This is a genomic window from Streptomyces sp. NPDC052043 (assembly GCF_044548235.1).
Taxonomy (GTDB): domain Bacteria; phylum Actinomycetota; class Actinomycetes; order Streptomycetales; family Streptomycetaceae; genus Streptomyces.
Genome location: NZ_JBIUBT010000004.1, coordinates 141474 through 167442 on the forward strand (window position 1 = coordinate 141474; position 25969 = coordinate 167442).

General features: G+C 71.4%; 23 protein-coding genes. 11 read left to right on the top strand and 12 right to left on the bottom strand.

Annotation, left to right across the window (positions count from 1 at the left end; all coding sequences use genetic code 11):
• Positions 1-25: 25 nt before the first annotated feature.
• Positions 26-1396 carry a glutamate decarboxylase gene (locus ACIHCX_RS11910; RefSeq protein ID WP_400028802.1) on the top strand — a complete coding sequence of 457 codons (1371 nt, stop codon included), beginning with the start codon at positions 26-28 and terminating at the stop codon, positions 1394-1396.
• Positions 1397-1571: 175 nt separating this feature from the next.
• On the opposite strand, the gene msrA is transcribed toward ACIHCX_RS11910, so the two are convergent.
• Together msrA and ACIHCX_RS11920 are read right to left on the bottom strand one after the other, a co-directional pair.
• Positions 1572-2084 carry a peptide-methionine (S)-S-oxide reductase MsrA gene (gene msrA, locus ACIHCX_RS11915; RefSeq protein ID WP_033323708.1) on the bottom strand — a complete coding sequence of 171 codons (513 nt, stop codon included), beginning with the start codon at positions 2082-2084 and terminating at the stop codon, positions 1572-1574.
• 389 nt (positions 2085-2473) lie between these two features.
• A complete protein-coding gene (locus ACIHCX_RS11920; protein ID WP_400028803.1) occupies positions 2474-3592 on the bottom strand; it encodes a hypothetical protein in 1119 nt (372 codons plus the stop codon).
• 129 nt (positions 3593-3721) lie between these two features.
• On the opposite strand from ACIHCX_RS11920, the gene ACIHCX_RS11925 reads away from it, so the two are divergent.
• Positions 3722-4876 carry a cystathionine gamma-synthase gene (locus ACIHCX_RS11925; protein ID WP_400028804.1) on the top strand — a complete coding sequence of 385 codons (1155 nt, stop codon included), beginning with the start codon at positions 3722-3724 and terminating at the stop codon, positions 4874-4876.
• 37 nt (positions 4877-4913) lie between these two features.
• Here the strand turns inward: ACIHCX_RS11925 and ACIHCX_RS11930 are convergent, their stop codons facing one another.
• From ACIHCX_RS11930 to ACIHCX_RS11940, 3 genes are all read right to left on the bottom strand, one after another.
• Positions 4914-5162 carry a hypothetical protein gene (locus ACIHCX_RS11930; RefSeq protein WP_400028805.1) on the bottom strand — a complete coding sequence of 83 codons (249 nt, stop codon included), beginning with the start codon at positions 5160-5162 and terminating at the stop codon, positions 4914-4916.
• Positions 5163-5235: 73 nt separating this feature from the next.
• On the bottom strand, positions 5236-5739 hold the full coding sequence (locus tag ACIHCX_RS11935) for a sigma factor-like helix-turn-helix DNA-binding protein (protein ID WP_400028806.1): 504 nt from the start codon (positions 5737-5739) through the stop codon (positions 5236-5238).
• Positions 5740-5893: 154 nt separating this feature from the next.
• Entirely contained in the window at positions 5894-6409 is a 516-nt protein-coding gene (locus ACIHCX_RS11940; protein ID WP_400028807.1) for a MarR family winged helix-turn-helix transcriptional regulator, read from the bottom strand.
• A 143-nt stretch (positions 6410-6552) separates the two neighbouring features.
• On the opposite strand from ACIHCX_RS11940, the gene ilvA reads away from it, so the two are divergent.
• The 3 genes from ilvA (at position 6553) to ACIHCX_RS11955 (ending at position 9882) form a co-directional block, all read left to right on the top strand.
• Positions 6553-7782 (top strand): threonine ammonia-lyase, encoded by a 1230-nt coding sequence (gene ilvA, locus ACIHCX_RS11945; protein ID WP_400028808.1) that lies wholly within the window; start codon positions 6553-6555, stop codon positions 7780-7782.
• A 226-nt stretch (positions 7783-8008) separates the two neighbouring features.
• A complete protein-coding gene (locus tag ACIHCX_RS11950; protein ID WP_400028809.1) occupies positions 8009-9028 on the top strand; it encodes an ATP-binding cassette domain-containing protein in 1020 nt (339 codons plus the stop codon).
• Complete coding sequence (locus tag ACIHCX_RS11955) at positions 9025-9882, top strand: ABC transporter permease (RefSeq protein ID WP_400028810.1); 858 nt, start codon at positions 9025-9027, stop codon at positions 9880-9882. Before ACIHCX_RS11950 ends, ACIHCX_RS11955 begins: the two co-directional genes overlap by 4 nt.
• Before the next feature lie 108 nt (positions 9883-9990).
• Here ACIHCX_RS11955 and greA read toward each other — a convergent pair whose 3' ends face one another.
• Together greA and ACIHCX_RS11965 are read right to left on the bottom strand one after the other, a co-directional pair.
• A complete protein-coding gene (gene greA, locus ACIHCX_RS11960) occupies positions 9991-10488 on the bottom strand; it encodes a transcription elongation factor GreA (protein WP_400028811.1) in 498 nt (165 codons plus the stop codon).
• A gap of 176 nt (positions 10489-10664) precedes the next feature.
• Positions 10665-11063, bottom strand: a complete 399-nt coding sequence (locus tag ACIHCX_RS11965; RefSeq protein ID WP_400028812.1) for a DUF4307 domain-containing protein — start codon at positions 11061-11063, stop codon at positions 10665-10667.
• A gap of 203 nt (positions 11064-11266) precedes the next feature.
• On the opposite strand from ACIHCX_RS11965, the gene mca reads away from it, so the two are divergent.
• The gene (mca, locus tag ACIHCX_RS11970) at positions 11267-12145 is read left to right on the top strand and encodes a mycothiol conjugate amidase Mca (protein ID WP_400028813.1); all 879 of its coding nucleotides are present in this window, start codon (positions 11267-11269) and stop codon (positions 12143-12145) included.
• Between the two features lie 6 nt (positions 12146-12151).
• Positions 12152-12397 carry a hypothetical protein gene (locus ACIHCX_RS11975; RefSeq protein WP_400028814.1) on the top strand — a complete coding sequence of 82 codons (246 nt, stop codon included), beginning with the start codon at positions 12152-12154 and terminating at the stop codon, positions 12395-12397.
• 21 nt (positions 12398-12418) lie between these two features.
• Here ACIHCX_RS11975 and ACIHCX_RS11980 read toward each other — a convergent pair whose 3' ends face one another.
• Positions 12419-15622, bottom strand: coding sequence for a tetratricopeptide repeat protein (locus tag ACIHCX_RS11980; RefSeq protein ID WP_400028815.1), 3204 nt, complete (start codon positions 15620-15622; stop codon positions 12419-12421).
• A gap of 194 nt (positions 15623-15816) precedes the next feature.
• Here ACIHCX_RS11980 and ACIHCX_RS11985 point away from each other — a divergent pair, with 194 nt between their 5' ends.
• Complete coding sequence (locus ACIHCX_RS11985) at positions 15817-17931, top strand: thioredoxin domain-containing protein (protein WP_400028816.1); 2115 nt, start codon at positions 15817-15819, stop codon at positions 17929-17931.
• Between the two features lie 85 nt (positions 17932-18016).
• Here the strand turns inward: ACIHCX_RS11985 and ACIHCX_RS11990 are convergent, their stop codons facing one another.
• From ACIHCX_RS11990 to ACIHCX_RS12005, 4 genes are all read right to left on the bottom strand, one after another.
• Positions 18017-18748, bottom strand: a complete 732-nt coding sequence (locus ACIHCX_RS11990; protein WP_400028817.1) for a Mut7-C RNAse domain-containing protein — start codon at positions 18746-18748, stop codon at positions 18017-18019.
• Between the two features lie 33 nt (positions 18749-18781).
• Entirely contained in the window at positions 18782-19420 is a 639-nt protein-coding gene (locus ACIHCX_RS11995; RefSeq protein WP_400028818.1) for a TetR/AcrR family transcriptional regulator, read from the bottom strand.
• The gene (locus ACIHCX_RS12000) at positions 19417-20988 is read right to left on the bottom strand and encodes an MFS transporter (RefSeq protein WP_400028819.1); all 1572 of its coding nucleotides are present in this window, start codon (positions 20986-20988) and stop codon (positions 19417-19419) included. Before ACIHCX_RS12000 ends, ACIHCX_RS11995 begins: the two co-directional genes overlap by 4 nt.
• A gap of 134 nt (positions 20989-21122) precedes the next feature.
• On the bottom strand, positions 21123-21836 hold the full coding sequence (locus tag ACIHCX_RS12005) for a hemolysin III family protein (RefSeq protein ID WP_400028820.1): 714 nt from the start codon (positions 21834-21836) through the stop codon (positions 21123-21125).
• Positions 21837-22125: 289 nt separating this feature from the next.
• Here ACIHCX_RS12005 and ACIHCX_RS12010 point away from each other — a divergent pair, with 289 nt between their 5' ends.
• The 3 genes from ACIHCX_RS12010 (at position 22126) to rfbC (ending at position 25743) form a co-directional block, all read left to right on the top strand.
• Positions 22126-23973 carry a phosphoenolpyruvate carboxykinase (GTP) gene (locus ACIHCX_RS12010; RefSeq protein ID WP_400028821.1) on the top strand — a complete coding sequence of 616 codons (1848 nt, stop codon included), beginning with the start codon at positions 22126-22128 and terminating at the stop codon, positions 23971-23973.
• Between the two features lie 200 nt (positions 23974-24173).
• Positions 24174-25118 carry a glucose-1-phosphate thymidylyltransferase RfbA gene (gene rfbA, locus ACIHCX_RS12015; RefSeq protein ID WP_400028822.1) on the top strand — a complete coding sequence of 315 codons (945 nt, stop codon included), beginning with the start codon at positions 24174-24176 and terminating at the stop codon, positions 25116-25118.
• 25 nt (positions 25119-25143) lie between these two features.
• Positions 25144-25743: a dTDP-4-dehydrorhamnose 3,5-epimerase gene (gene rfbC, locus ACIHCX_RS12020; protein WP_400028823.1), complete on the top strand. Its 600-nt coding sequence runs from the start codon at positions 25144-25146 to the stop codon at positions 25741-25743.
• Positions 25744-25969 lie beyond the last annotated feature (226 nt).

Below are 25969 nucleotides of genomic sequence, written 5' to 3' on the forward strand. Positions count from 1 at the left end.
TGAGCCAGTCAACGTGGGAGTTACCGTGGTACATCGTCACGAGAGCAGCGAATCGCAGGTCGACCCGGCGTACACCGGGCGCCTGGGGCACATACGGGTTCCGAAAACCAGGTTGCCCGAGCAGGAGACGGCGCCCCAGGCGGTCTACCGGATGATCCACGACGAGCTGCTGTTGGATGGCAGTTCACGGCTGAACATGGCGACGTTCGTGACGACGTGGATGGACCCAGAGGCCGAGAAGCTGATGGCCGAGACGTTCGACAAGAACATGATCGACAAGGACGAGTACCCGCAGACCGCGGAGATCGAACGCCGCTGTGTCAACATCGTCGCGGACCTCTTCCACGCGCCCGTGGAGGGCGACGCGGTCGGCGTCTCCACCCTCGGTTCCTCCGAGGCGGTCATGCTCGGCGGTCTCGCCATGAAGTGGAAGTGGCGTCAGCGCCGCCAGGCGGCCGGGCTCTCCTCGGACCGCCCGAACCTGGTGATGGGCTCCAACGTCCAGGTGGTGTGGGAGAAGTTCTGCCGCTACTGGGACGTCGAGCCCCGCTACGTGCCCGTGACCCATGACCGGTTCACCGTCGACCCCGACGAGACCATGACCTACGTGGACGAGAACACCATCGGCGTCGTGCCGATCCTGGGCACCACCCACACCGGCGAGTTCGAGCCCATCAAGGCCATCCACGACAAGGTCGTGGCCTACAACGCCGAGCACGGCACCGACATCGCGATCCACGTCGACGCCGCCTCGGGCGGTTTCGTCGCGCCGTTCCTCCACCCCGACCTGGAGTGGGATTTCCGGCTCCCGCAGGTGAAGTCGATCAACGTCTCCGGGCACAAATACGGCCTCACCTACCCGGGCATAGGCTTCATCGTGTGGCGCTCGGCCGAGGACCTGCCCGAGGACCTGGTCTTCCACGTGAACTACCTGGGCGGCGACATGCCCACCTTCACCCTCAACTTCTCCCGCCCCGGGAACCAGGTCGTCGGGCAGTACTACAACTTCGTACGCCTCGGCCGGGAGGGCTACACCAAGGTCATGACCGGGCTGCGGGACACCGCGCACTATCTCGCCGACGGCATCGCGAAACTCGGTGTCTTCGACGTGATCAGCGACGGCACCGACATCCCCGTCGTCTCGTTCAAGCTCAACGACCCGAGCAAGTTCACGGTCTTCCACGTCTCCGACGAACTGCGCCGCCACGGCTGGCAGGTGCCCGCCTACACCATGCCGCCGAATGCCGAGGACATCGCCGTACTGCGCATCGTGGTCCGCGAGGGCTTCGGACGTGATCTCGCGGAGTCCCTCCTGGGCGCCATCGGCAACGCGGTCGACCGCCTCACCACCACTCCGCCGGCTCACGAGGCCGAATCCGGCTTCTCCCACATCTGACGGCGCTGAGCCTGCGCCTACAGGCGGACACGGCCGCGTACCGTCTCCGCGACAGTCTGACGCGTTCGTAGGTGAACGGACCCGGCCGGCGAATGAACCAGGGGCGTTCCGCCGACCGGCCCGGCTGCGAGGCCTCGGCCGGTCGTCCTCCGCCTTGCGCCGAGCCGCCGCGCGGTCAGCCCTCCGCGCGGGCGGGCAGCCGCCATCCCGGGCGCGGGAAGTGGCAGGTGTAGCCGTCCGGGTAACGCTGCAGGTAGTCCTGGTGCTCGGGCTCGGCCTCCCAGAAGGGGCCGACCGGCTCCACCTCGGTGACGACCTTGCCGGGCCACAGTCCGGAGGCGTCCACATCCGCGATCGTGTCCTCGGCGATCCGCTTCTGCTCGTCGTCCACGTAGTAGATCGCCGAGCGGTAGCTGAGGCCGATGTCGTTGCCCTGGCGGTTCTTCGTGCTCGGGTCGTGGATCTGGAAGAAGAACTCCAGGATCGCGCGGAAGTCGGTCTTCGCGGGATCGAAAAGGATCTCAATGGCCTCCGCGTGCGTACCGTGGTTGCGATACGTCGCGTTCGGCACGTCGCCCCCCGTGTATCCGACCCGGGTCGCCGTCACGCCCGGGAGCCGGCGGATCAGCTCCTCCATCCCCCAGAAGCATCCGCCGGCCAGCACTGCCCTCTGCGTCTGCGCAGCCATTACGGCCCCTCCAATGTCTGTCAGCTCGGTCTCTCGGGCGGCCCGGCTCGCACACCACCGGCATTCCCTTGCCCACCGTCGTCAACGCGCGAGGCTTCGAAGCGATTCCTTGCCCGCCCGCCCCGCCCTGCGCCCGCCGACCACCGCGAGGAGCGCACGACCGATGCCGAGATATTCGAGGCTGCGGTGAAGCAGCGGGGGTACGACCCCGACCACGTCGCGGCGGCATCCCCGCTCACGTCCAGCGACCGTCGGAGAGCCTGGGGCGGGCCCGTCCGTCACAACGGGCCCGTCGTTTCCGCCGCTCCCGCGCAAGCGGGCGACGGCATCAAGGACAACGTTCCGGGCGCCGCCGTCATTCCGGCGGGCTCCCGGGCTTCCGCCGCCGCTCAGTGGTGCAGCGTCGCCGGGCTGCCGCCGTTGGCCTCGTAGCCCGCCACGGCCAGGGCCCGGTAGACGGCGAACTCCGCCGCCGGGTCCTCGGACAGGGTCCACGGCACGGCGCCCACATGGCCGTCGACGTGTATCAGCTGGCTCATCGCCTCCGCCCAGCGCTCGGAGCGGACCAGGAAGAAGAGCAGCAGATGGCGGACGTGGGCGAGCATCGGGTCGTCGGGGCGGGCCGCGTGCACCGCGAAGAGCGCGCCGTGGACCGCCCTGGTCACGACCTCGCTCTGGTAGAAGCCCCTGACCAGGTTGACCTCGGGGAGGTGCTCGAAGACCGCGAACAGCGGCAGGGCCGCCAGCAGTGAGCCCCGGGGGGCACGGGCCGCGGCGGCCTCCGCGAAGGAGTAAGCCAGCTCACGCGAGCCGTGCCACTTCTCGCACCAGTACTGCAGGGCCGCGAGATGCGCCCCCGTGTGGCTCGGCGCGCGGTCGAGGATCTTCAGCCACAGCTGCTCGAACTCCGGCCGCGAGTACGCCAGGCCGCGCGCCACGGACAGCTCGACGATGCACGGGACCGGGTCGCCCGGGGCCAGCAGCGCCGCCTGCCCGCACGCCTCCCGGGCCTCCTCCATGATGATCCGGAACTCGTCCGTGCCCGGCGTCGCCGTACGCCACGCCTGCTGCACCAGGAACTCGGCGTGCACCGCCGCGCCGCCCGGGTCCTTGGGCGCCTCGGCACGCCAGACCCGCAGCCACTGCCCGCCGGGCGTCTCGCTGACCCCGCCCGGCCGCTGCCGGAGCTCCAGCGAGGCCGCGCCGGCGAACGCCTGCACACGCTGCCAGCGCAGCTCGCTCTCCTTCTCCGTGCCCGCGAGGAGCTGGGAGGCGGCGCGGTAGTCCTGGGTGCGCTGCACCAGCTCCAGGACGTCCAGCAGGTCCTGGTCGGGACCGGGCATGCGGACGTCGAGCTCCTCCTGCTGGACGAAGCCGTAGTGCGCCGGGTCCGCGGCGTCCGGGTGTCCCGGCGGTACCTGCTCGATGCCGCCACGCCTGCGCCTGAGGAACGGGACCAGCACGAAACCCAGCATGGCCATCGCCATCAGGACCCAGAGAATCTCCATGCCACAAGCGAACCAGACGGCGCCGACACTTGGCCAACCTGTGCGGCGCCCCTGTGGAAAACGCCTCCTCCCGCGCCGCCCGGGACCGCCGTCCCGCACCACCCCCACAAGAGCACTACCCTCGGGCCCATGAGCGACAGGCACATCAGTGAGCACTTCGAGACGCTCGCGATTCACGCGGGCAACACCGCCGACCCCCGCACCGGGGCGGTCGTCCCGCCGATCTACCAGGTCTCGACCTACAAGCAGGACGGCGTGGGCGGTCTGCGCGACGGCTACGAGTACAGCCGCAGCGCCAACCCGACCAGGACCGCACTGGAGGAGAACCTCGCCGCCCTGGAGGGCGGCCGCCGCGGACTCGCGTTCGCGTCCGGACTGGCGGCCGAGGACTGCCTGTTGCGTACGCTGCTCAGCCCCGGCGACCACGTCGTCATCCCCAACGACGCCTACGGCGGCACCTTCCGGCTGTTCGCCAAGGTCGTCGCCCGGTGGGGCGTGGAGTGGTCGGTCGCGGACACCGCCGACCCGGCCGCGGTACGGGCCGCCATCACCCCGAAGACCAAGGCCGTGTGGGTGGAGACCCCCTCCAACCCGCTGCTCGGCATCACCGACATCGCCGCCGTCGCCCAGGTCGCCCGGGACGCGGGCGCGAAGCTCGTCGTCGACAACACCTTCGCCACGCCCTACCTCCAGCAGCCGCTCGCGCTCGGCGCGGACGTGGTCGTGCACTCGCTGACCAAGTACATGGGTGGTCACTCGGACGTCGTCGGCGGCGCGCTGATCACCGGCGACGCCGGGCTGGGCGAGGAGCTGGCGTTCCACCAGAACGCGATGGGCGCCGTCGCCGGCCCCTTCGACTCCTGGCTGGTGCTGCGCGGCACCAAGACGCTCGCGGTGCGCATGGACCGGCACAGCGAGAACGCGACGAAGGTCGCCGACATGCTGTCCCGGCACGCGCGCGTGACGCAGGTCCTCTACCCGGGACTGCCGGAGCACCCCGGTCACGAGGTGGCCGCCAAGCAGATGAAGGCGTTCGGCGGCATGATCTCCTTCCGGGTCGAGGGCGGCGAGGAGGCGGCCGTCGAGGTCTGCAACCGTGCCAAGGTGTTCACCCTGGGCGAGTCCCTGGGCGGGGTCGAGTCGCTGATCGAGCACCCCGGGCGCATGACGCACGCGTCCGTGGTGGGCTCCGCCCTGGAGGTCCCCGGCGACCTGGTGCGCCTGTCCGTGGGCATCGAGAACGCCGACGACCTGCTCGAGGACCTGAGGCAGGCCCTCGGCTGATCCTGCTGGTCCTGTGGTCCTGCTGGTGTAAGAGGAGTCACCAGCCGGACACGGGTGGAGTCGTCTGCGACGGCGGCTCCACCCAGGGGCGGGCCGTCAGCGCCCACACCGTGAAGGCGACGACCGCCGCGGCCAGCACCAGCCACATCAGCCGGCGGGCGGCCGTGCGGCGGCGCAGCATCCGGCCCCCGCGGCGCACGGCCTCCTCGTACAGTTCCGTGGGCACCTGCGGCGGACGCTGATCGAGGATCCGCCGTGCGGCCGCCTCCCGCTCGGCCCCGTTCACGGCCGCCTCCACTCCTCCGGTCGCCCGCACAGGCCGCTCAGGCCACTCAGGTCGCTCACACCACTCACTCGGCTCATGACGGTGCCGCCTCGGTGTCGCCGACCGCCGGGGCCGGGTTCACGGGCGTGCGGGTGAGCGTGGTGATCGCGCGGTCGCAGATGACGCGGACGCGGTCCGTGGGCAGGCCCATCAGGGCCGCCGCCTGTTCCTCGGCCACCCCCTCGTACAGCCTGAGGACGATGATCAGGCGTTCCTGGGCGGTGAGCGCGGCCAGGGCGCCGGGTGGCCTCCGGCGGGCGCGGCCGGATCCACCGCGCTGGTGCCACGCCTCACGGGCGAAGCGGGCGGCCACTTGCCGGCGGGCGTGGTTGTACGGGTCCTCGCCGCGCAGCCGGTCCCAGCACGCGTACGTGTGCGCCAGGGCGCGGGTCAGCAGGCGCCGCGCGTGCGGGTTGGCACCGGGGGCCTCGGCGGTGAGCAGTGTGGCGGTATGCAGCAGCCGCCCGGCCGCGCCCGCGACGAACGCCTCGAACTCCCGGGCCCGGCGAGCGCCTTGAGCCGCCTGCCGTTCTCGCACCGCGCCTCCCCCCAAGGGCGATCGTGACCGCGGGACCCGTTCTCGTACGGTCGCTTGAACCGTGTACGACGAGCCCGGTCTCATATGAGGGCAGGGGCGGCCCGTCGGTCAAGAGGCGTACTCGCACTCCTCTGCCCGCGCGCCGGGCGCGGCCTCACGAAGCGGGGGGCGTGTCCGCTTGCGGTATGCCCTGGCGGGCGGCGAGTGCGTGGTTGAAGCGGGTCAGAAGTGAGCAGAAGGTCTCGCGCTCCGCCGGCTCCCAGTCGTGGGTCAGCTCGGCCATCAGTTCCCGCCGGGACGAGCGGACCTCCTCCAGCCGGGAGAGCCCGCGCGGGGAGAGCTGGAGCACCACGGCCCGTCCGTCCTCGGGGTGCGAGGTGCGCTTGACGAGGCCGGTGTCGACGAGCGGTGCCACCTGACGGGTGACGGTGGAGGAGTCGATGCCCATGCTCGCGGCGAGCGCCTTGACGCCCATCGGGCCCTCTTTGTCGAGGCGGTTGAGCAGCAGGTACGCGGCGCGGTCCATGGAGTTGCGCACCTGCCCGACGCCGCCGAGGCGGGTCTGCTCGGCCCGGCGGGCGAAGACCGCCACCTCGTGCTGGAGGGTGTCGAGGAGACCGGGGGCACCGGCGGTCGTCATGTCCGTCGACATGTCGGGTGTTGTGGGCATGGCCGGGGGCTCACTTCTGGAGAGCGGCTGGGTTGGGGGACAGGTTACGCGGCCGGGGGTCAAGTCGTACCGGCACTGCGCCATCCGGTCTCGGAGGATGGTCACAACGGCGTCCGCGGCCCGTGAACTGCGAGACTTGAGGCATGAGCTACAGCACGGCCGGCTCCTCCTGGCCCGTCACCCTGGACGACGTGCGCGGCGCGCAGAAGATGCTGTCCGGGGTGGCGCGGGTGACCGCGATGGAGAGCAGCAGGTACCTGTCCGACCTGGTGGGCGCGCCGGTGCACCTGAAGTGCGAGAACCTCCAGCGGACGGGTTCGTTCAAGCTGCGTGGCGCCTATGTCCGGATCGCGGGGCTGCTGCCGGAGGAGCGTGCCGCCGGGGTGGTGGCCGCGAGCGCCGGCAACCACGCGCAGGGTGTCGCGCTGGCGTCGTCGCTGCTCGGGGTGCGGTCCACGGTGTTCATGCCGAAGGGTGCCCCGCTGCCGAAGATCAGCGCCACACAGGACTACGGCGCCGAGGTGCGCCTGCACGGCCAGGTGGTCGACGAGACGCTGGCCGCCGCTCAGGAGTACGCGGCCCGGACGGGCGCGGTGTTCATCCACCCGTTCGACCACCCCGACGTCATCGCGGGCCAGGGCACGGTGGGCCTGGAGATCCTGGAGCAGTGCCCGCAGGTGGGCACGATCGTCGTCGGTATCGGCGGCGGCGGGCTCGCGGCCGGCATCGCGGTGGCGGTGAAGTCGCTGCGGCCGGACGTGCGGATCGTCGGGGTGCAGGCGGCGGGCTCGGCGGCGTACCCGCCCTCGCTGGCGGCGGGCCGCCCGGTGACGGTCGGCGCCCCGGCGACGATGGCCGACGGCATCAGAGTCGGGCGGCCGGGCGATGTGCCGTTCGGGATCCTCCGCGAGCTGCTGGACGAGGTGCGCACGGTCACCGAGGACGAGTTGTCCGCCGCGCTGCTGCTGTGCCTGGAGCGGGCCAAGCTGGTGGTCGAGCCGGCCGGGGCGAGCCCGGTCGCCGCGCTGCTGGGTTGTCCCGGCCCCCTGGCCGGTCCGGTGGTGGCGGTGCTGTCCGGCGGGAACGTCGATCCGGTGCTGATGCAGCGGGTGCTGCGGCACGGCATGGCCGCGCAGGGCCGCTATCTGGCGGTCCGGCTGCGGCTGACCGACCGGCCGGGCGCGCTCGCCACGCTGCTGGGGGTGCTGTCGGCGGTCGACGCCAACGTCCTCGACGTCAGCCATGTCCGGACCGACCCCCGGCTCGGGCTCGCCGAGGCGGAGGTGGAGCTGCACCTGGAGACGAAGGGGCCGGTGCACTGCGCCGAGGTCGGCCAGGCCCTGCGCGAGGCCGGCTACACGGTCATCGACTGATCCCGCCCTCCGCCGGGTGGTCGGGCGGCGGGCGGGGGACACGGAGGTCATCAGCCTTTCGTCACTCGTTCGAGTAATCCGTTGAGCGGACGCGATACATCGCGTTATGGTGTGTCGTGTTCCGCGGGCACCCCCTGCTCGGATGCGGCGCGGGCGACATTCCCCAGCGGAACAGCACCTGCCTCTCCAGGCTTTTCCGACCATCCCCGACGAGGTGGAGACTCACATGCCAGGCGCCATCCATGCCGAAGGTCTGGTGAAGACCTTCGGCGACGTAAGGGCTCTGGACGGCGTCGACCTCGACGTCCCCGAGGGCACGGTGCTGGGACTGCTCGGGCCCAACGGCGCGGGCAAGACCACCACCGTCCGCTGTCTGACCACGCTGCTGCGACCCGACAGCGGCAAAGCCGTCGTCGCGGGTCTCGACGTGCTCAAGCACCCCAACGAGGTGCGGCGCTCGATCGGCCTGTCCGGTCAGTTCGCCGCGGTCGACGAGTATCTGACCGGCCGCGAGAACCTCGAGATGGTCGGCCGGCTGTACCAGATGCGGGCCGCGGCGGCGAAGGCCAGGGCGGGGGAGCTGCTGGAGCAGTTCAACCTCGCCGACGCCGCGGACCGGCCGGCGAAGACCTACTCCGGAGGCATGCGCCGCCGGCTCGACCTGGCGGCGGCGCTCGTCGTCTCCCCGCCGGTGATGTTCATGGACGAGCCGACGACCGGCCTCGACCCGCGCAACCGCCAGCAGCTGTGGGAGGTCATCAAGCAGCTGGTCTCCGGCGGCACCACCCTGCTGCTCACCACGCAGTACCTGGAGGAGGCCGATCACCTGGCGCACGAGATCGCGGTCGTCGACCACGGCCGGGTCATCGCGCGAGGCACCTCCGACCAGCTCAAGGCCCGCACCGGCGGCGAGCGCGTCGAGGTCGTGGTCCACCAGCGCGAGCACATCCCCACCGCCGCCGAGGTGCTGCGCGGCTTCGGCAAGGGCGAGACCGCGGTCGAGGAGCACACCCGCAGGATCACCACGCCCGTCTCCGGCGGAGCGAAGCTCCTCGCCGAGATCATCCGGGAGCTGGACACCCGCGGCATCGAGATCGACGACATCGGTCTGCGCCGCCCGACCCTCGACGACGTGTTCCTGTCCCTGACCGGCCATGTGGCCGAGGCCGGGGAGGAGAACGGCACGAGCGCCGCCCGGGGCGCCGACACCAAGGACCGCCGGCACAAGAAGGAGACCGTCAAGTGAGTGCCGTCACCGACAGCGCGCGGATCGCGCCGCCCGGCAACGTCCTGACCCAGTCCGTCCGCGACTCGATGGTCGTCGCCAAGCGCAATCTGATCCGCATGACCCGGATCCCCGAGATGGTCATCTTCGGGCTCATCCAGCCGATCATGTTCGTGGTGCTGTTCACCTACGTGTTCGGCGGCTCAATGCAGATCCAGGGCACCACCGACCCCAGCGTCTACAAGAACTTCCTGATGGCGGGCATCTTCGCGCAGACCGTCACCTTCGCCACCGCCAGCTCCGGCGCCGGCATCGCCGACGACATGCACAAGGGCCTCATCGACCGGTTCCGCTCACTGCCCATGGCACGCGGCGCGGTGCTCACCGGGCGTACCTTCGCCGACCTGGTGCAGACGGCGCTGACCCTGTTCGTCCTCGCCGCCGTCGCCCTGCTCGTCGGCTGGCGCGTCGGGTCCTTCGGCCACACGAACGCGGGCCGGGTGCTGGCCGCCTTCGGCCTGCTGCTCCTGCTCGGCTACGCGTTCACCTGGATCGGCGCCCTGATCGGCCTGTCGGTGCGCACACCCGAGGCGGCCACCTCCGGCGGTCTGATCTGGCTCTTCCCGGTGACGTTCGTCTCCAACGCGTTCGTCGACTCCGGCAAGATGACGCCGTGGCTGCGCCATGTCGCGGAGTGGAACCCGTTCAGCGCCACCGTCCAGGCCTGCCGCGTGCTCTTCGCCAACCCCGGCCAGTCCACGTCCACCGCGTGGCCGATGCAGCACCCGGTCTGGGCCTCGCTGATCTACTCGGCGCTGATCATCCTCGTCTTCCGCACGCTGGCGGTGCGCAAGTACCGCTCGGCCACGGCGTGACCACGGGCAACGGGTGCGGAGCCGGCCCACCGGCGGCCGTCCGGACATGACGAAGCCCCCGGGGCTCACACGGAGCGCCGGGGGCCTCGCCGGAAGCGGTACGGGGACTCAGCCGCTGTACGGCTCCGCCTTGAGGATCTTCACCGAGGCGACCTTGCCGTTCGGCAGCTCGTACTCCGCGTCCTCGCCGACCTTGTGGCCGATCACGCCGGACCCCAGCGGGGACTGCGGCGAGTAGGTCTCGATCTCGGCGCTCGCGTACTCCCGCGAGGCCAGCAGGAAGGTCAGGGTGTCGTCCTCGTCGCCGTCGAAGGCGATCGTGACGACCATGCCCGGCGCGACCGCACCGTCAGCGGCCGGCGGCTCGCCGACCTGGGCGGTCTCCAGGAGCTGGGTCAGCTGGCGCACGCGAAGCTCCTGCTTGCCCTGCTCCTCCTTGGCCGCGTGGTACCCGCCGTTCTCGCGCAGGTCCCCCTCCTCGCGCGCGGCCGCGATCTTGGCGGCGATCTCCGTGCGCGCAGGACCAGTAAGGTGCGCAAGCTCCTCCTTGAGCTTGTTGTACGCCTCCTGGGTCAGCCAGGTGACGTTCTCGCTGGTCTGGGTCACAGGTGCTCCTCGTCGGTGCTGGGAATACAAAGCATCGCCCTACCCAGAAGAATGTTCCCTCATGGGTGGGCGAAACCACGAGCCTAACAATTCAGGGCTCAAAGGGGGAGGACATAAGCCGTGAGACCTTCGTCAACGCAGGTCAGTGAACGCGTATTCCGGTCGGCGCCGACGCGTCACCCCGCGCTGCAGCCCAGCAGCTCGGCCGTCGTGCCCCGGGCCGTCGTCCGCAGGGTGAGCACCTTGTCGATCTGCGAGGCGTGCTCGTCGAAGCGGAAGTCCGCCCGCCCGACCTCGGAGCCGTCGGCCGCCTGCGAGCGCAGCGTGCAGTAGCCGCGGGCGTCGGCGTCCTTGTGGACCTCCAGATGGATCCGCACCGCGTCCTTCGACGCCTCGAAGGTGATGACCTGCGCGCTGATCTTGTTCTGGCCGACGTAGTGGTAGGCGAAGTATCCGACCAGGACGAGCAGGGCCGTACCCAGGGCGGCGCCCAGGATCTTGAGCTTGCGGTCGGCGCGCTCGTCCGGGGAGCGGCCGTAGCGGCCCTCGGGCAACCGGGTGCTCGCCGTGCTCATGATCGTCCTCTCGGCCGGTGCGGGACGGGCGTCCCGCGGGGGGCTCCCGGAGCCGGGCCCCGGAATTATTCGCCCCCCGATTCGGTCACTATAGAAGCCCCCGCCTGCCCGACCGACCGCCACCCCGGGGCCGATCTTTGTCGCGGGACGGCATCGTTGACTGCCCGCCGAGCCGGGCACCGACTTGACCTGAGGACTGAGCCTTGACTGACCAGCTGCGACTGATGGCCGTGCACGCGCACCCCGACGACGAGTCGAGCAAGGGCGCGGCCACCATGGCCAAGTACGTTTCCGAGGGGGTGGACGTGCTGGTGGTGACCTGCACGGGCGGAGAGCGCGGCTCCATCCTCAACCCCAAGCTTCAGGGCGACGCGTACATCGAGGAGAACATCCACGAGGTGCGCCGGAAGGAGATGGACGAGGCCCGCGAGATCCTCGGCGTGAGCCAGGACTGGCTCGGCTTCGTCGACTCCGGCCTGCCCGAGGGCGACCCGCTGCCCCCGCTGCCCGAGGGCTGCTTCGCCCTGGAGGACCTCGACAAGGCGGCCGGCGAGCTGGTCCGCAGGATCCGCTCCTTCCGCCCCCAGGTGATCACCACCTACGACGAGAACGGCGGCTACCCGCACCCCGACCACATCATGACCCACAAGATCTCGATGGTGGCCTTCGAGGGCGCCGCGGACGCCGAGAAGTACCCGGAGGAGGAGTACGGACCGGCCCACCAGCCGCTGAAGCTGTACTACAACCAGGGCTTCAACCGCCCGCGCACCGAGGCGCTGCACCAGGCCCTGCTCGACCGGGGCCTGGAGTCCCCCTACGGCGAGTGGCTCAAGCGCTGGGAGAACTCGGGCCACAAGGAGCGCACGCTCACCACGCACATCCCCTGCGCCGACTTCTTCGAGATCCGCGACAAGGCGCTGATCGCCCACGCCACGCAGATCGACCCCGACGGCGGCTGGTTCCGGGTGCCGATGGAGATCCAGAAGGAGGTCTGGCCGACGGAGGAGTACGAGCTCGCGAAGTCGCTCGTCGACACCTCGCTCCCGGAGGACGACCTCTTTGCGGGCGTCCGGCAGCCGTGAGGGACAATGCCTGACATGAGTGCAAGCGTGAGCCTGGCAATGACGCACCTGGTCCCTCTCGCCGAGTTCGACAAGAACAAGGTCACCCCCGGCGTCCTCGGCTTCGTCGTCTTCGCGGTGATGGCCGTCGCGGTGTGGGGCCTGATGAAGTCCATGAACCGCCACATGGGCAGGGTCGACTTCAAGGAGGCCCCGGACCGCGCGACGCAGCCCGGCGCCGCCTCGGGCGAGGCCAAGGCCGAGCGGGGCTGACACCCGGCGGCGCTGCCGCCGTCAGCTCCCGCCGTCCGGCACCGCCACCCCCATCACCTCCCGCGCGTGCCGGCTCGGCACCATGCCCAGACGCCAGGCCTGCCAGCCCGCTTCCAGGCTCACGCCGCGCTCCAGCAGAAGCCGGTAGGCCTCGACGTAGTCGTTCAGCTTCCCGTCCCGCAGCGGATGGCCGCCGCGGGCGAGCTGGTCCAGCTCCTCCTGCGCCACCGCCGTGCCGACCTCCGTGCCGCCGGGGGCCGCGTACGGCAGCAGGGTGCAGCGCAGGAACCGCGCCCAGTCCTCTCCGCGGCGGTCCCCGTAGGCGGCGAACAGGGCGAGCGCCTCGTCGCACAGGGCCAGCGCCTGCTGGGTGCGCGCGTTGCCGGCGTCCACCACGGCCAGCTCCAGACACGTCCACGCCTCGCCGTGCGCGACACCGATGCGCTGGAAGTCGGCGCGGGCGTCGACCAGGAGCTGGCGGGCGAAACCGGAGTTGCGCAGCGAGCCGGTCTGCGCCGCCCGCTGGTCCCGGGTGACCCGGGCCGAGTGATGCCGGGCACACGCCAGTCCGTACACGTCCCGCATCCGGGAGAACATGGTGCGGGCCCGCTCCAGCTCACGCACCGCCTGGTCGAGTCTGCCGGTCTCCTCCAGCGCCTGACCGAGGTAGTACAGCGTCCACGCCTCGCCGCGCGCGTCCTCGTTGTCCCGGTGCCGCGCCGCCGCCCGCCGCAGCTCCTCCACCGCCTCGGCGGTCTCGCCGGCCAGCAGCCGGGCCCGGGCCAGCTGGGTGAGGGCCCAGGCCTCGCCGCGGGCGTCCCGGGTGCGGCGGTAGCGTTCCAGCGCCTGGCGCAGATCCGCCTCGGCGCGCTCCACGTCGCCCCTGCGCAGCGCGAGCTGGCCCAGCTGGAAGTGGGCCCAGGCCTCGCCGTGCACCGAACCGCCCTCCCGGTGCAGCACCAGCGACCGGTTCAGCAGCTCCAGCGCCTCGGCCAGGTGCGCCCGGTCCCGCTCCACGGCCGCCAGCGCGTGCATCGTCCAGGCGCGGTCGGTCGCCAGCTCGGGCGCCGCCTGAAGGTCGAGGGCCTCCCGCAGCCGGGCCGCCGCCTCCGTCAGGTTGCCCTGGTGGTGCAGCGTGATGCCGAGCGAGTTGAGCGCGCGGGCGGCGCCCGCGTCGTGGTGGGCCTCCCGGTAGAGGTCGACGACCGAGGCCAGCGTGGTCCGCGCCTTGTCCAGCTCGCCGAGCTGGCGGGCCGCGATACCGGTGCGCCACTGCACCGACCGGACCAGGAGTCCCTGGTCGACGGCCTGGGTCAGCTCGCTGATCTCCCCCAGGCGGTACAGGTCCCCGCGCAGCAGGCAGTAGTCGCACAGGGCGCCGAGCAGGTTCAGTACGGCCCCCTGGTTCACGCCCTCCGCGTGTCTGAGGGCCGCCGTGATGAAGCTCGACTCGTCGTCCAGCCAGCGCAGCGCCTCGTCCAGGGAGGTGAAGCCGTGCGGGCTGAAGCGGTCCGAGCGGGTCGACATGTTCCCGTCGACCAGGCGCAGCACCGAGTCGGCCAGCTCGGCGTAGTTCTCGATCAGCCGTTCCTGCGCGGCCGTCCGCTCGGCGGGCTCCTCCTCGTCCAGCAGACGCGCGTGCGCGAAGGCGCGCACCAGGTCGTGCAGCCGGTAGCGGTTGCCCCGCACATGGTCGACCAGGCCCGCCCGGGCGAGGGCCGCCAGATGCCGGTTCGCCTCCGCCTCGTCCGTGGCCAGCAGAGCGGCCGCCGCCGCGCCGCCCATCGAGGCGCGTCCGGCCAGGGCGAGCCGTCTCAGCAGCCGGCGGGCCTGCTCCGACTGGTCGGTGTAGCGCAGCCACAGCGCCCGCTCCACCGGTTCCACCGGACCGTACGCGCCCAGGTCCGTGGCCAGTTGACGGGGTGAGCGCGGGCCGAGACCGGAGCCCGCGATGTGCAGTGCCAGCGGCAGTCCGCCGCACAACTGCGCGATCCGGTCGGTGGATTCCGCGTCGTAGGGTCCCGAGGTGTCCTGCGCGGCGGCGGTCAGCAGTTCCTCCGCGCCCACCGCGTCCAGGGCCTGGACGGGCAGCTGGTGCACCCAGGCCGGCAGGTCGGCGGGCAGCCGCAGCGGCTCGCGGGCGGTGACCAGGACCAGGCTGTCGGACCGCTCGGGCACCAGGGCGCGGACCTGCTCGGCGTCCGAGGCGTCGTCCATCACGATCGATACCGGCAGGCCCGTCAGATGCTGGTGGTACAGCTCGCCGAGCCGTTTGAGCTGCTGCTCGGGGGAGGAGCGTTCGCGGAACAGCAGCTGCTCGCGGGGCGCGCCGAGCCGGTTCAGCAGGTGCAGCAGGGCGTCGCGGGTGGGCAGCGGCGGCTCGTCCTGGCTGTCGCCGCGCAGGTCGACCACGACCGCGCCCCGGAACTGGTCCTTCAGGTCGTGGGCCGCGCGCACCGCCAGCGTGCTGCGGCCGGAGCCCGGCGCTCCGTGCAGGACCACGACGGTCGGCCGGGTCTGGGTGGACGCGCGGGCCGCCTGCACCCACTGCCGGATCCTGGCCACCTCCTGGCGCCGCCCCGCGAACACGCCGACCGGCTCCGGCAGTTGGCCGAAGGACTGCTCGAGCACACTGCGCCTGCGGGCCGCCGCGCTCTTGTCCGTGCCGCGCAGCCGGGGCGCCGCCTTCTTCGGCGCGGTGGACGCGCTCAGCACGCGCTGCTGGTCGAGGAACGGGCGGATGCCGCGCACCTCCAGGGCGGTCAGCCACTGAAGTCTCAGCTGCTCGGGCCCGCCCGGCTGGCCGGCCGCCCCGGCCCGGCGGTGGGCGGCGGGCAGATGGGTGGCGGTCACCTTCACGACGGTGGCGGCGGCGCCCACCACCCCGGCGGTGACGCCCGCACCGACGGCGGTGCCGCCGTCGGCACCCAGCGCCAGGTCGGCCACGACGGCGGCGAGTCCCGCAACCGCCGCGACGAGCAGCGGAGTTCCGCCGCTCTCGCGGGCGTAGCGCTGGGCGAACGTGAGCTGCCCGGCCGCCGCCTCGTCCAGCGCCCGCGTGTAGGCCTCGTACTCCTCCACCGCGGTCTCGGCCATGGTGTCCAGCGCGCCGCGCGCCCGGGACAGCAGCACGCCCGCGTCCACCCGGCCGCCCGAGCGGCGAACCTCCTCCTCCACGGCCCGAGTCAGCAGCCGCTCGGCGTCCGCCCGATGGCCATCCCGCATGTCCCGTCCCCCTCCGGCGACAACTCCCTTTCCTACGAGTGTCCTTCGGCTCGGCCGGGAGCGCGAGGGGGCGGCGATCACCGATGACCCCGAGCGGGCGCCGAACGTCCGGTGGGAAAGGCCGGGGCACACGAACAGTCGCGGGACGATCACCTTCCGCGTCCGATGGGGTGGGGTGAGGCAGGATGGGGGGTATGCCGAACCGACTGGCCGACGAGACGTCCCCGTACCTGCTCCAGCACGCCGACAACCCGGTCGACTGGTGGCCGTGGTCGGCGGAGGCCTTCGCGGAGGCCCGGCGCCGCGACGTCCCCGTGCTGCTGAGCGTCGGGTACAGCAGCTGCCACTGGTGTCACGTCATGGCGCACGAGTCCTTCGAGGACGACGACACCGCCGCGTACATGAACGAGCACTTCGTGTCCGTCAAGGTGGACCGCGAGGAGCGCCCCGACGTCGACGCCGTGTACATGGAGGCCGTGCAGGCGGCCACCGGGCAGGGCGGGTGGCCGATGACCGTGCTCCTCACGCCCGACGCCGAGCCGTTCTACTTCGGCACGTACTTCCCGCCCGAGCCCCGGCACGGCATGCCCTCCTTCGGGCAGGTCCTCGAAGGGGTGCGGCAGGCTTGGCAGACCCGGCGGGACGAAGTCGCCGATGTCGCCGGGAAGATCGTGCGGGACCTGGCGCAGCGGGAGATCGGCCACGGCACCGCTCGGCCCCCGGGCGAGGAGGAACTGGCGCAGGCGCTGCTCGCGCTCACCCGGGAGTACGACGCTCGGCGCGGCGGGTTCGGCGGGGCGCCGAAGTTCCCGCCGTCGATGGTGATCGAGTTCCTGCTGCGGCACCACGCCCGCACCGGCTCCGAGGGCGCCCTCCAGATGGCGGCGGACACCTGCGAGCGGATGGCCCGCGGCGGCATCCACGACCAGCTCGGCGGCGGCTTCGCCCGGTACTCCGTCGACCGCGACTGGGTGGTGCCCCACTTCGAGAAGATGCTGTACGACAACGCCCTGCTGTGCCGGGTCTACGCCCACCTGTGGCGGGCCACCGGGTCCGACTTCGCCCGCCGGGTCGCCCTGGCGACCGCCGACTTCATGGTGCGCGAACTGCGCACCGTCGAGGGTGGGTTCGCGTCGGCACTGGACGCAGACAGTGAAGAAGAGGTGCCGCGCGATGGGGGTCCCCCCGGACGGAGTCTGGGGGAGCGTCTTCAGAAGGGCGGTGGTGGGAGACGGGAGGGCGGCACGGGCCGGCACGTCGAGGGCGCCTACTACGTCTGGACCCCCGCCCAGCTGCGTGAGGCGCTCGGCGACGAGGACGCCGAGCTCGCCGCCCGCTGTTTCGGCGTGACCGAGGAGGGCACTTTCGAGCACGGCTCGTCCGTCCTGCAACTTCCCGTGCAGGAGGGCGTGTTCGACGCCGACCGGGTCGAGTCCGTCCGGCGCCGGCTGCTGGCGAGGCGGGCCGAGCGTCCGGCGCCCGGCCGGGACGACAAGGTCGTCGCCGCCTGGAACGGGCTGGCGATCGCCGCCCTCGCCGAGACCGGCGCCTACTTCGACCGCCCGGACCTGGTCGAGGCCGCGGTCGGCGCCGCCGATCTCCTCGTCCGGCTGCACATGGACGAGCACGCCGGGCTCCGCCGCACCAGCAAGGACGGCCGGGCCGGAGCCAACGCCGGGGTGCTGGAGGACTACGCCGACGTCGCCGAGGGCTTCCTCGCCCTCGCCTCCGTCACCGGTGAGGGCGTCTGGCTGGACTTCGCCGGGCTGCTCCTCGGGCATGTGCTCACCCGGTTCGCCGACCCGGAGTCGGGCTCCCTGTACGACACGGCCGTCGACGCCGAGCGGTTGATCCGCCGACCGCAGGACCCCACCGACAACGCCACCCCCTCCGGCTGGTCGGCGGCCGCCGGCGCGCTGCTCGGCTACGCGGCCCACACGGGTTCCGAGACCCACCGCACCGCCGCCGAGCGGGCGTTGGGCGTGGTGAGCGCGCTCGGCCCGCGCGCCCCGCGCTTCACCGGATGGGGTCTCGCCGTAGCCGAGGCCCTGCTGGACGGTCCCCGCGAGGTCGCGGTCGTCGGCCCGTCCCTCGACGACGCGGCGGCAAAGTGCCTGCACCGTACGGCACTTCTCGGCACCGCCCCCGGGGCGGTCGTCGCGTACGGCACCCCGGAGAGCGGGGAGTTCCCCCTGCTCGCCGACCGCCCCCTAGCCCACGGCGAGGCGACCGCCTACGTCTGCCGCGACTTCACCTGCGACGCCCCCACGACCGACCCGGACCGCCTGCGCACCGCCCTGGGCGGCTGAGCCGGCGCGCCCGCCGCCGGCTACGGGACGAGCCCCGGACGTCGGCCGGACGTCCGCCGAGAGCCGGCCGGCAGCCGGCTGGGCGTCAGCTTCGTTCGGTGTATCCGGTCAGGGCGCGTTCCACGATGGCCTCCAACTGGTCGTGGTGGGCGCCCTTCCAGTAGGCGCGACCGCAGTCGGGGCAGCGGGCGAAGACGTCGTACGTGCGGTGCGTGCCGTGTTCGAGCTGGTCGGCCACCTCGTCCTTCGTGGCGTCCCGCAGCAGGCCGTTGCAGGCGGTGCAGCGGGTCCACGGGCGCAGACCGGGGCGGAACCGGTCGAGGACGTCCTCGAGTTGGTCGTCGGGGCGGGTGCTGTAGACGTAGGCGCCCGCCCACAGTTCGCGCCGGCGCAGCAGGCCCCGGTCGCGGCTGAGCAGGACCCGCTTCTCGGCGGCCGAGCGGGTGGCGAGCGCGGGGTCGCCGATGTCCGTGGACTCGTAGGTCGTGTCGACGCCCAGCAGGCGCAGCCGGCGGGCGAGGGTGCCGAGGTGCACGTCGAGGAGGAAGCGCAGCGGGGCGCCGGGGACCTGCTGGGGGCGGGCGACGGCACGTACCTGGACCGTCTCGTTTGCCCGCGGCACGTGCGACACCGGCACCTCGCGGCCGTCCACCACCAGTGCGCCGACCTCGGTGAGCGGCACGCCCAGGGACTCCACGACGTGGCCGAGCGTCGAGACGCCGTCCGTGACGACCGCGGTGGCGGCTCGGCGCCGGGTGTGCGGGACGAACAGGTGCAGGCCGGGGTCGAACTCGATGCGGATCTCGGGACCGTTCACCTGGACAGGATGGCACGGACGGCGGCCCGCGCCTCAGGCGTTTTTCGTGGGCAGGCCGTCCGCCAGGACGGTGACGGCACGGTCGATGAGGTCCGCGAGGTTCTCCCGGTGGCCGTTCTCGGCCCAGTACAGGGAGGTCTCCAGCAGCCCGCCGATCAGGGACATGGCCCAGACCCGTACCTCCAGGTCGTCCGGGTCGCGGCCGGTGCGCTCGGCGATGACGGTGCAGAGCATGCGGCCGGTGACCGACATGGACTCCATCATCCGCGAGCGCACCGCGGGCACCTCGACCATCAGCCGGGTACGCAGCCGCGACGCCTCGGGGTCGGCGTCGACGCCCCAGCCGACGGCCTTGCGCATCACGTGGCGCAGGGAGTCCGTCCACGGTTCGTCGGCGGGCCGGGCACGCAGCTCCTCCAGCAGGACCGGGTCGTACTCGTCGGTGAGGACGATGTCCTCCTTGGTGGGGAAGTACCGGAAGACGGTCGACGGCGACACCTCGGCACGTTCGGCGATCTGCTCGATGGTCGTGGCGTCGTAGCCCTGTTCCGCGACCAGCGCGTACGTCGCCGTGCGGATCGCCTCGCGGGTCTTGATCTTCTTGCGTTCCCGCAGCCCCATCGGCGGGCGGTCGGCGGGGGGCGTGGTACGTGCGGCCGTCATGCAGTTCATTGTCCGGCATCCGGTTCGGGTGCGATCACGGACCGGCACCGCTCCGGCTCGTCCCGTACGGCGGCGGTGCCGGCGCCCGGCAGGAACACCGCGGCCAGCAGCGCGGCCACCAGCGAGGCGACGCCGCACACCAGCAGTACCAGGCCCATGGCGTGCACGTACGCTCCGTTCGCGGAGGCCGCCAGGTGTGCCGAGCCCGACTTCTCAGCGACGAGGTGGGCGGCGACCACGGACTTTCCGGCGGTGTGCGCGACCTCGCCGGGCAGCCCGGTGACGTCGAGCCGGTGCCGGAAGGCGCTCGCCAGGAGGCTGCCGAGCAGGGCGATGCCGACCGCGCCGCCGACCTGGCGCAGCGTCATCATCAGGCCGGAGCCGCTGCCCGCGCGGTCGGCCGGCAGGGCGGCCAGCGCCCCGTCCATGGCCGGGACGACGGAGAAGCCGAAGCCGATGCCGGCGATCGACAGCCAGAGCGCGGTGAAGCCGTAGCCGGAGTCCACCGTGGTGCGGCTGCCGAGCAGTGCGGCGAAGGCCAGCACCACCAGGCCCGCGGCGACCACCGCCCGCGGCCCGAACCGGGCGACGACCGGCTGCGCGCCCTTCGCGGCAATCATCAGCCCGCCCATCATGGGCAGCAGTCGCACACCGGTGCCGAGGGCGTCGTGGCCGAGCACGGCCTGGAGGTAGGGCGGCAGTGCGAACATCAGGCCGGACAGGATGAACATCACCAGGGTCGCGGCGATCGTGTTGAAGAGGAAGCCGCGCCGGCCGAGCAGCGCCATGTCGAGCATGGGGCGGGCCTCCCGGCGCTCGCGCAGCACGAGCCCGGCCAGCAAGGCGGCCGCCGCCGCGAACACGGCGACCACGACAGGGTCGCCCCAGCCGCGGTCGGGGGCCTCGATGATCGCGTAGATGAGCGCGCCGAGGCCGGTCGCGGTGAGCACCGTGGAGAGCGCGTCGACCTTGGGAGAAGCGGGGTCGCGGGTCTCGGGGAGCAGGAAGAGGCAGGCCACGGCGCCGATGCCGGCCATGGGCACGTTGATCAGGAAGACCGAGCCCCACCAGAAGTGGTTCAGCAGCCAGCCGCCGATGATCGGGCCGAGCGGCAGGCCGAGCGCGGAGGCGGCCGAGATGATGCCGACGGCCTTGGCGCGCTCCTCCGGGCCGAACAGCGAGGGCAGCACGGACAGCGCGAGCGGCATCACCAGCGCCCCGCCGACGCCCATGATCGCGCGGGCGGCGATCACCTCGTTCACCCCGCCGGCCAGGGCGCCGACCACGGATCCCGCGAGGAAGACGCCGAGCCCGGCGATCAGCATCAGGCGCCGTCCGAACCGGTCGCCGAGCAGCCCGGCCGGGAGCATCAGCGCGGCGAAGACGACGACGTAGGCGTCCACCATCCACTGCAGCTGGCCGGTGGTGGCGCCGAGGTCCGACGCCATGGTCGGCAGGGCGACGTTGAGGATCGTCATGTCGAAGCCGAGCACCAGCATGCTCGCGACCATGGCCCCGAGGGCCCACCAGCGGCGGGGGTCACGCCGCGTGTCTTCCGCATTGATGAGAGCAGCCATGAAATGAGAGTAGCTCTCAAAATGTAGATGCTGTCAATCGCTAGGGGCTCTCGGGCATGAAAAAAGGCCACGGCTCGTGCGAGCCGTGGCCGGGCGGACCGGATGGAGACGGACCGGATGGACAGGGGGGCGGGCTAGGCGTGCTGGTACGCCACCAGGGAGATCCCCACGTAGTGCACCACGAAGGCGGCCAGCGTGAAGGAGTGGAAGACCTCGTGGAAGCCGAACCAGCTCGGTGACGGGTTCGGCCGCTTGATGCCGTAGACGACGCCGCCCGCGCTGTAGAGCAGCCCGCCGACGACGACCAGGATCAGGACGGCGATACCGCCGGTGCGCAGGAAGTCCGGCAGGAAGAAGACGGCCGCCCAGCCCATCGCGATGTAGCAGGGGGTGTAGAGCCAGCGCGGGGCGCCGACCCAGAAGACGCGGAAGACGATGCCGGCGGCGGCCGCGGCCCATATGCCCCACAGCAGCCACTGCCCCTTGGCGCCGGGCAGGAGCAGCAGGGTGAGCGGCGTGTATGTGCCCGCGATGATCAGGAAGATGTTGGCGTGGTCGAGCCTGCGCAGCACACCGCCCATGCGTGGCCCCCAGTTGCCCCGGTGGTACAGCGCGCTGACGCCGAACAGCAGGCAGGCGGTGAGGACGTAGATCCCGCAGGCGATCCGTCCGCGGGTGGAGCCGGCCAGCGCGGTGAGCGCGAGCCCCGCGACGAGCACGGCCGGGAACATGCCGAGATGCAGCCAGCCGCGCAGCTTCGGCTTGATCGGGTGCGGCGGGGCGGGCGCGATCGGACCGCGGCCGGCGACCGGCGTGTCCAGAGGCGCGTCGGAGGCGGACGCAGTCATGCGCGCATCGTACCTACGGCACCGTAAGTCGTGTGTCAGTGCCGGACGGTGAGCGCCGATATCCGGGCCGAACGCAAAAAGACCTTCAGTCGAACCCAACGTGGACGCAAAGAATCCCGGACATCGTGGCGTTTCTCACGCCGCTCACCTGTGACGCCCCCTGGACAGATGCGCACTCTCGTCGGATGATCAAATGAGTGCGGTCGGCACCGGATGAGCGGCTACGAAGCGTCCGGGTCGCAGCCCCCACGGGGCGACAAGACAAGAAACCCCTCATTTAGGAGCAATCGTGGCGCGCGACATCGCGGCTCCCCCCGTCATCCCCACCCACCACAAGGAACTGGTCTCGTGGGTCAATGAGATCGCCGAACTGACGCAGCCGGACAGCGTGGTCTGGTGTGACGGATCCGAGGCCGAGTACGAGCGACTGTGCGAGGAGCTCGTCCGGAAGGGCACCTTCCGGAAACTCGACCCGATCAAGCGCCCCAACTCCTACTACGCGGCGTCGGACCCCTCCGACGTGGCCCGCGTGGAGGACCGGACGTTCATCTGTTCCGAGAAGGAGGAGGACGCCGGCCCGACCAACCACTGGAAGGCGCCCGCCGAGATGCGGGAGATCTTCCAGGGGGCTGACGGCAAGGGAGGTGTCTTCCGCGGCTCGATGAAGGGCCGGACGATGTACGTCGTCCCGTTCTGCATGGGCCCGCTGGGCTCGCCGCTGTCCGCGATAGGCGTCGAGATCACCGACTCCGCCTACGTCGCGGTGTCCATGCGCACCATGACCCGCATGGGACAGCCGGTGCTGGACGAGCTCGGTGACGACGGCTTCTTCGTCAAGGCCGTCCACACCCTGGGCGCCCCGCTGGAGCCGGGCCAGGAGGACGTCCCCTGGCCGTGCAACTCCACCAAGTACATCTCGCACTTCCCCGAGGCCCGCGAGATCTGGTCCTACGGCTCCGGCTACGGCGGCAACGCGCTGCTCGGCAAGAAGTGCTACGCCCTGCGCATCGCCTCCGTCATGGCGCGCGACGAGGGCTGGCTGGCCGAGCACATGCTGATCCTCAAGCTCACCCCGCCCACCGGTGAGGCCAAGTACGTCGCCGCCGCCTTCCCGAGCGCCTGCGGCAAGACCAACCTCGCCATGCTGGAGCCGACGATCTCCGGCTGGACCGTCGAGACCATCGGTGACGACATCGCGTGGATGCGGTTCGGTGAGGACGGCCGGCTGTACGCGATCAACCCCGAGGCCGGCTTCTTCGGCGTCGCGCCCGGCACCGGCGAGCACACCAACGCCAACGCCATGAAGACGCTGTGGGGCAACTCGGTCTTCACCAACGTCGCCCTCACCGACGACGGCGACGTGTGGTGGGAGGGCATGACGCAGGAGACCCCGGCGCACCTCACCGACTGGAAGGGCAACTCCTGGACCCCCGCGTCCGAGACGCCCGCCGCGCACCCCAACGCCCGCTTCACCACGCCCGCCGCGCAGTGCCCGATCATCGCGCCGGAGTGGGAGGACCCGAAGGGCGTGCCGATCTCGGCGATCCTCTTCGGCGGCCGCCGCGCCTCCGCGGTGCCGCTGGTGACGGAGTCCTTCGACTGGAACCACGGCGTCTTCCTCGGTGCCAACGTCGCCTCCGAGAAGACGGCCGCCGCCGAGGGCAAGGTCGGCGAGCTGCGCCGCGACCCGTTCGCCATGCTGCCGTTCTGCGGCTACAACATGGGCGACTACATGGGCCACTGGATCGAGGTCGGCAAGGCCGCCGAGCAGCGTGACGGCGACCAGTCCAAGCTGCCGAAGATCTACTACGTCAACTGGTTCCGCAAGAACGACGAGGGCAAGTTCGTCTGGCCCGGCTTCGGCGAGAACAGCCGTGTGCTGAAGTGGATCGTGGAGCGCCTGAACGGCAGGGCCGAGGGTGTCGAGACCCCGATCGGCGTCCTGCCGACCAGGGCGGCCCTGGACACCGACGGCCTCGAACTGTCCGAGTCCGACCTGGAGTTCCTGCTCACGGTCGACAAGGACGTCTGGCGCGAGGAGGCCGCCCTGGTCCCCGAGCACCTGAACACCTTCGGCGACCACACGCCCAAGGAGCTGTGGGACGAGTACCGCGGGCTCGTCGAGCGCCTGGGCTGACGCGGCATCGGGCTTCGGCCCCTGAGCTCCGCGGCCGGCTGACCGACCTGCCCTGACCTGCAACGTCGCTCCGGCCGGCCGCGGCGACGATCCCGGGAGGCCGGGTGCGCACAACGGCGTGCGCACCCGGCCTCTCCGCGTACCTGCGGCAAGCCGCGTCCAAAAGCCGCATTCAGGGGCAATTCGCCTATGGTGATGCCATGCGCGGAATCCTGTTGGCCGGGGGCACCGGCTCGCGACTGTGGCCGCTGACCCGCACGGTGTCGAAGCAGCTCCTGCCGGTCTTCGACAAGCCCATGGTCTATTACCCGCTTTCCACACTGGTGATGGCCGGAATCCGCGAGATTCTGATCATCACCACCCCGGAAGACCAGCGGCAGTTCCGCCGGTTGCTCGGCGACGGAAGCCAACTCGGCCTGCGGTTCGAGTACATGGTGCAGGAGCGCCCGGAGGGGATCGCCCAGGCCTTCCTGCTGGGGGCCGACTTCATCGGCGGCCGGCCGGTCTGCCTGATCCTGGGCGACAACATCTTCCACGGCAGCGGCCTCGGCACCCGGCTGGCCCGCAACGCGGACCTGACGGGTGGCAGGGTGTTCGCCTACCCGGTGGCCAACCCCTCGGCCTACGGCGTCGTGGAGTTCGACGAACTGGGCCGGGCGCTGTCCATCGAGGAGAAGCCGGCCCACCCCAGGTCCCGGTACGCCGTGCCCGGACTGTACTTCTACGACCATCAGGTCGTCGAGATCGCCCGGAGCCTGCGGCCCAGCGCCCGCGGCGAGTTGGAGATCACCGACCTCAACCGCGCGTACCTGGGGTCCGGGAGCCTGCACGTCGTCCGGCTCGACCGGGGCACCGCATGGCTGGACACCGGGACGTTCGCCTCCATGGTCCAGGCCTCGGAGTACGTCCGGGTGGTCGAGGAACGCCAGGGCTTCAAGATCGGCTGCGTCGAGGAGGCGGCCTGGCGGGCCGGCCTGATCGACGACGCCCGACTCCGCGCACTGGCCCAGCCGCTGCTCAAGAGCGGATACGGCCACTATCTGCTGAGTCTGCTGGAGGATCCCCGGTCCGTCGTCATGCCCCAGCCGGGCGGCGGAGTGCGCCGGGAGGAACTGCTGCGCACCGGGCCGGGCGTGCCCGCGTGACGGCCCCGTCGGAAAGGAGTTGTGCGTGAGACCGCTTCGCATCGAGGGGGCCTGGGTGGACGAGCCCCGGGTGTTCACGGACGGCAGAGGGCGATTCCACGAGTGGTTCAAGGACGAGAGCTTTCAGGATTCCACCGGCCAGGGACTCAGGCTCGCTCAGGCCAACTGCTCGCGCTCCGTCCGCGGAACGCTCCGCGGCATTCACTTCGCCTCGGTTCCGCCGGGGCAGGCCAAGTACGTCACCTGTGTCAGTGGCGCGATCCTCGACGTGGTGGTCGACATCCGTACCGGCTCTCCGACTTTCGGGGAATGGGAGGCGGTCCGGCTCGACGACGCCACACACGGCTGCCTCTACCTCTCGGAGGGCCTCGGCCACGCCTTCATGGCGGTGGAGGACGACTCCACGGTCGTATATCTGTGTTCGCAGGGGTATGCGCCCCAACGCGAACATGGCATCAATCCGCTCGACCCACGACTGGCCATTTCCTGGCCCGACGGCCTGGCGCCGATCCTGTCCGAAAAGGACGCCGCGGCGCCCACCCTGGAGGAGGCCGAGCAGCAGGGTCTGCTGCCTTCCTTCGAGGACTGCGCCGTCTATCGCCGAGGCCTCGTGAGTAATTCCTGAGGCGGTGTGCCCGGCGGAATTCAGCCCCGCACGAAAGCGGCGCGGAGAACCGGTGCCGGGGAACAGCCGGGAATCCGCGCCGGGAAATCCGGGCGTATTGAGGCTGCTCGGGTGATTCCCCGACCAAGCACTGTGTTCACTCCGCGTATTTATCTTCACCGTGAGTAAACAATGTCTCGTCCGTGGCCAAGGGCCCGTGACACGCATGCGAACGCAGCGCGGAGAG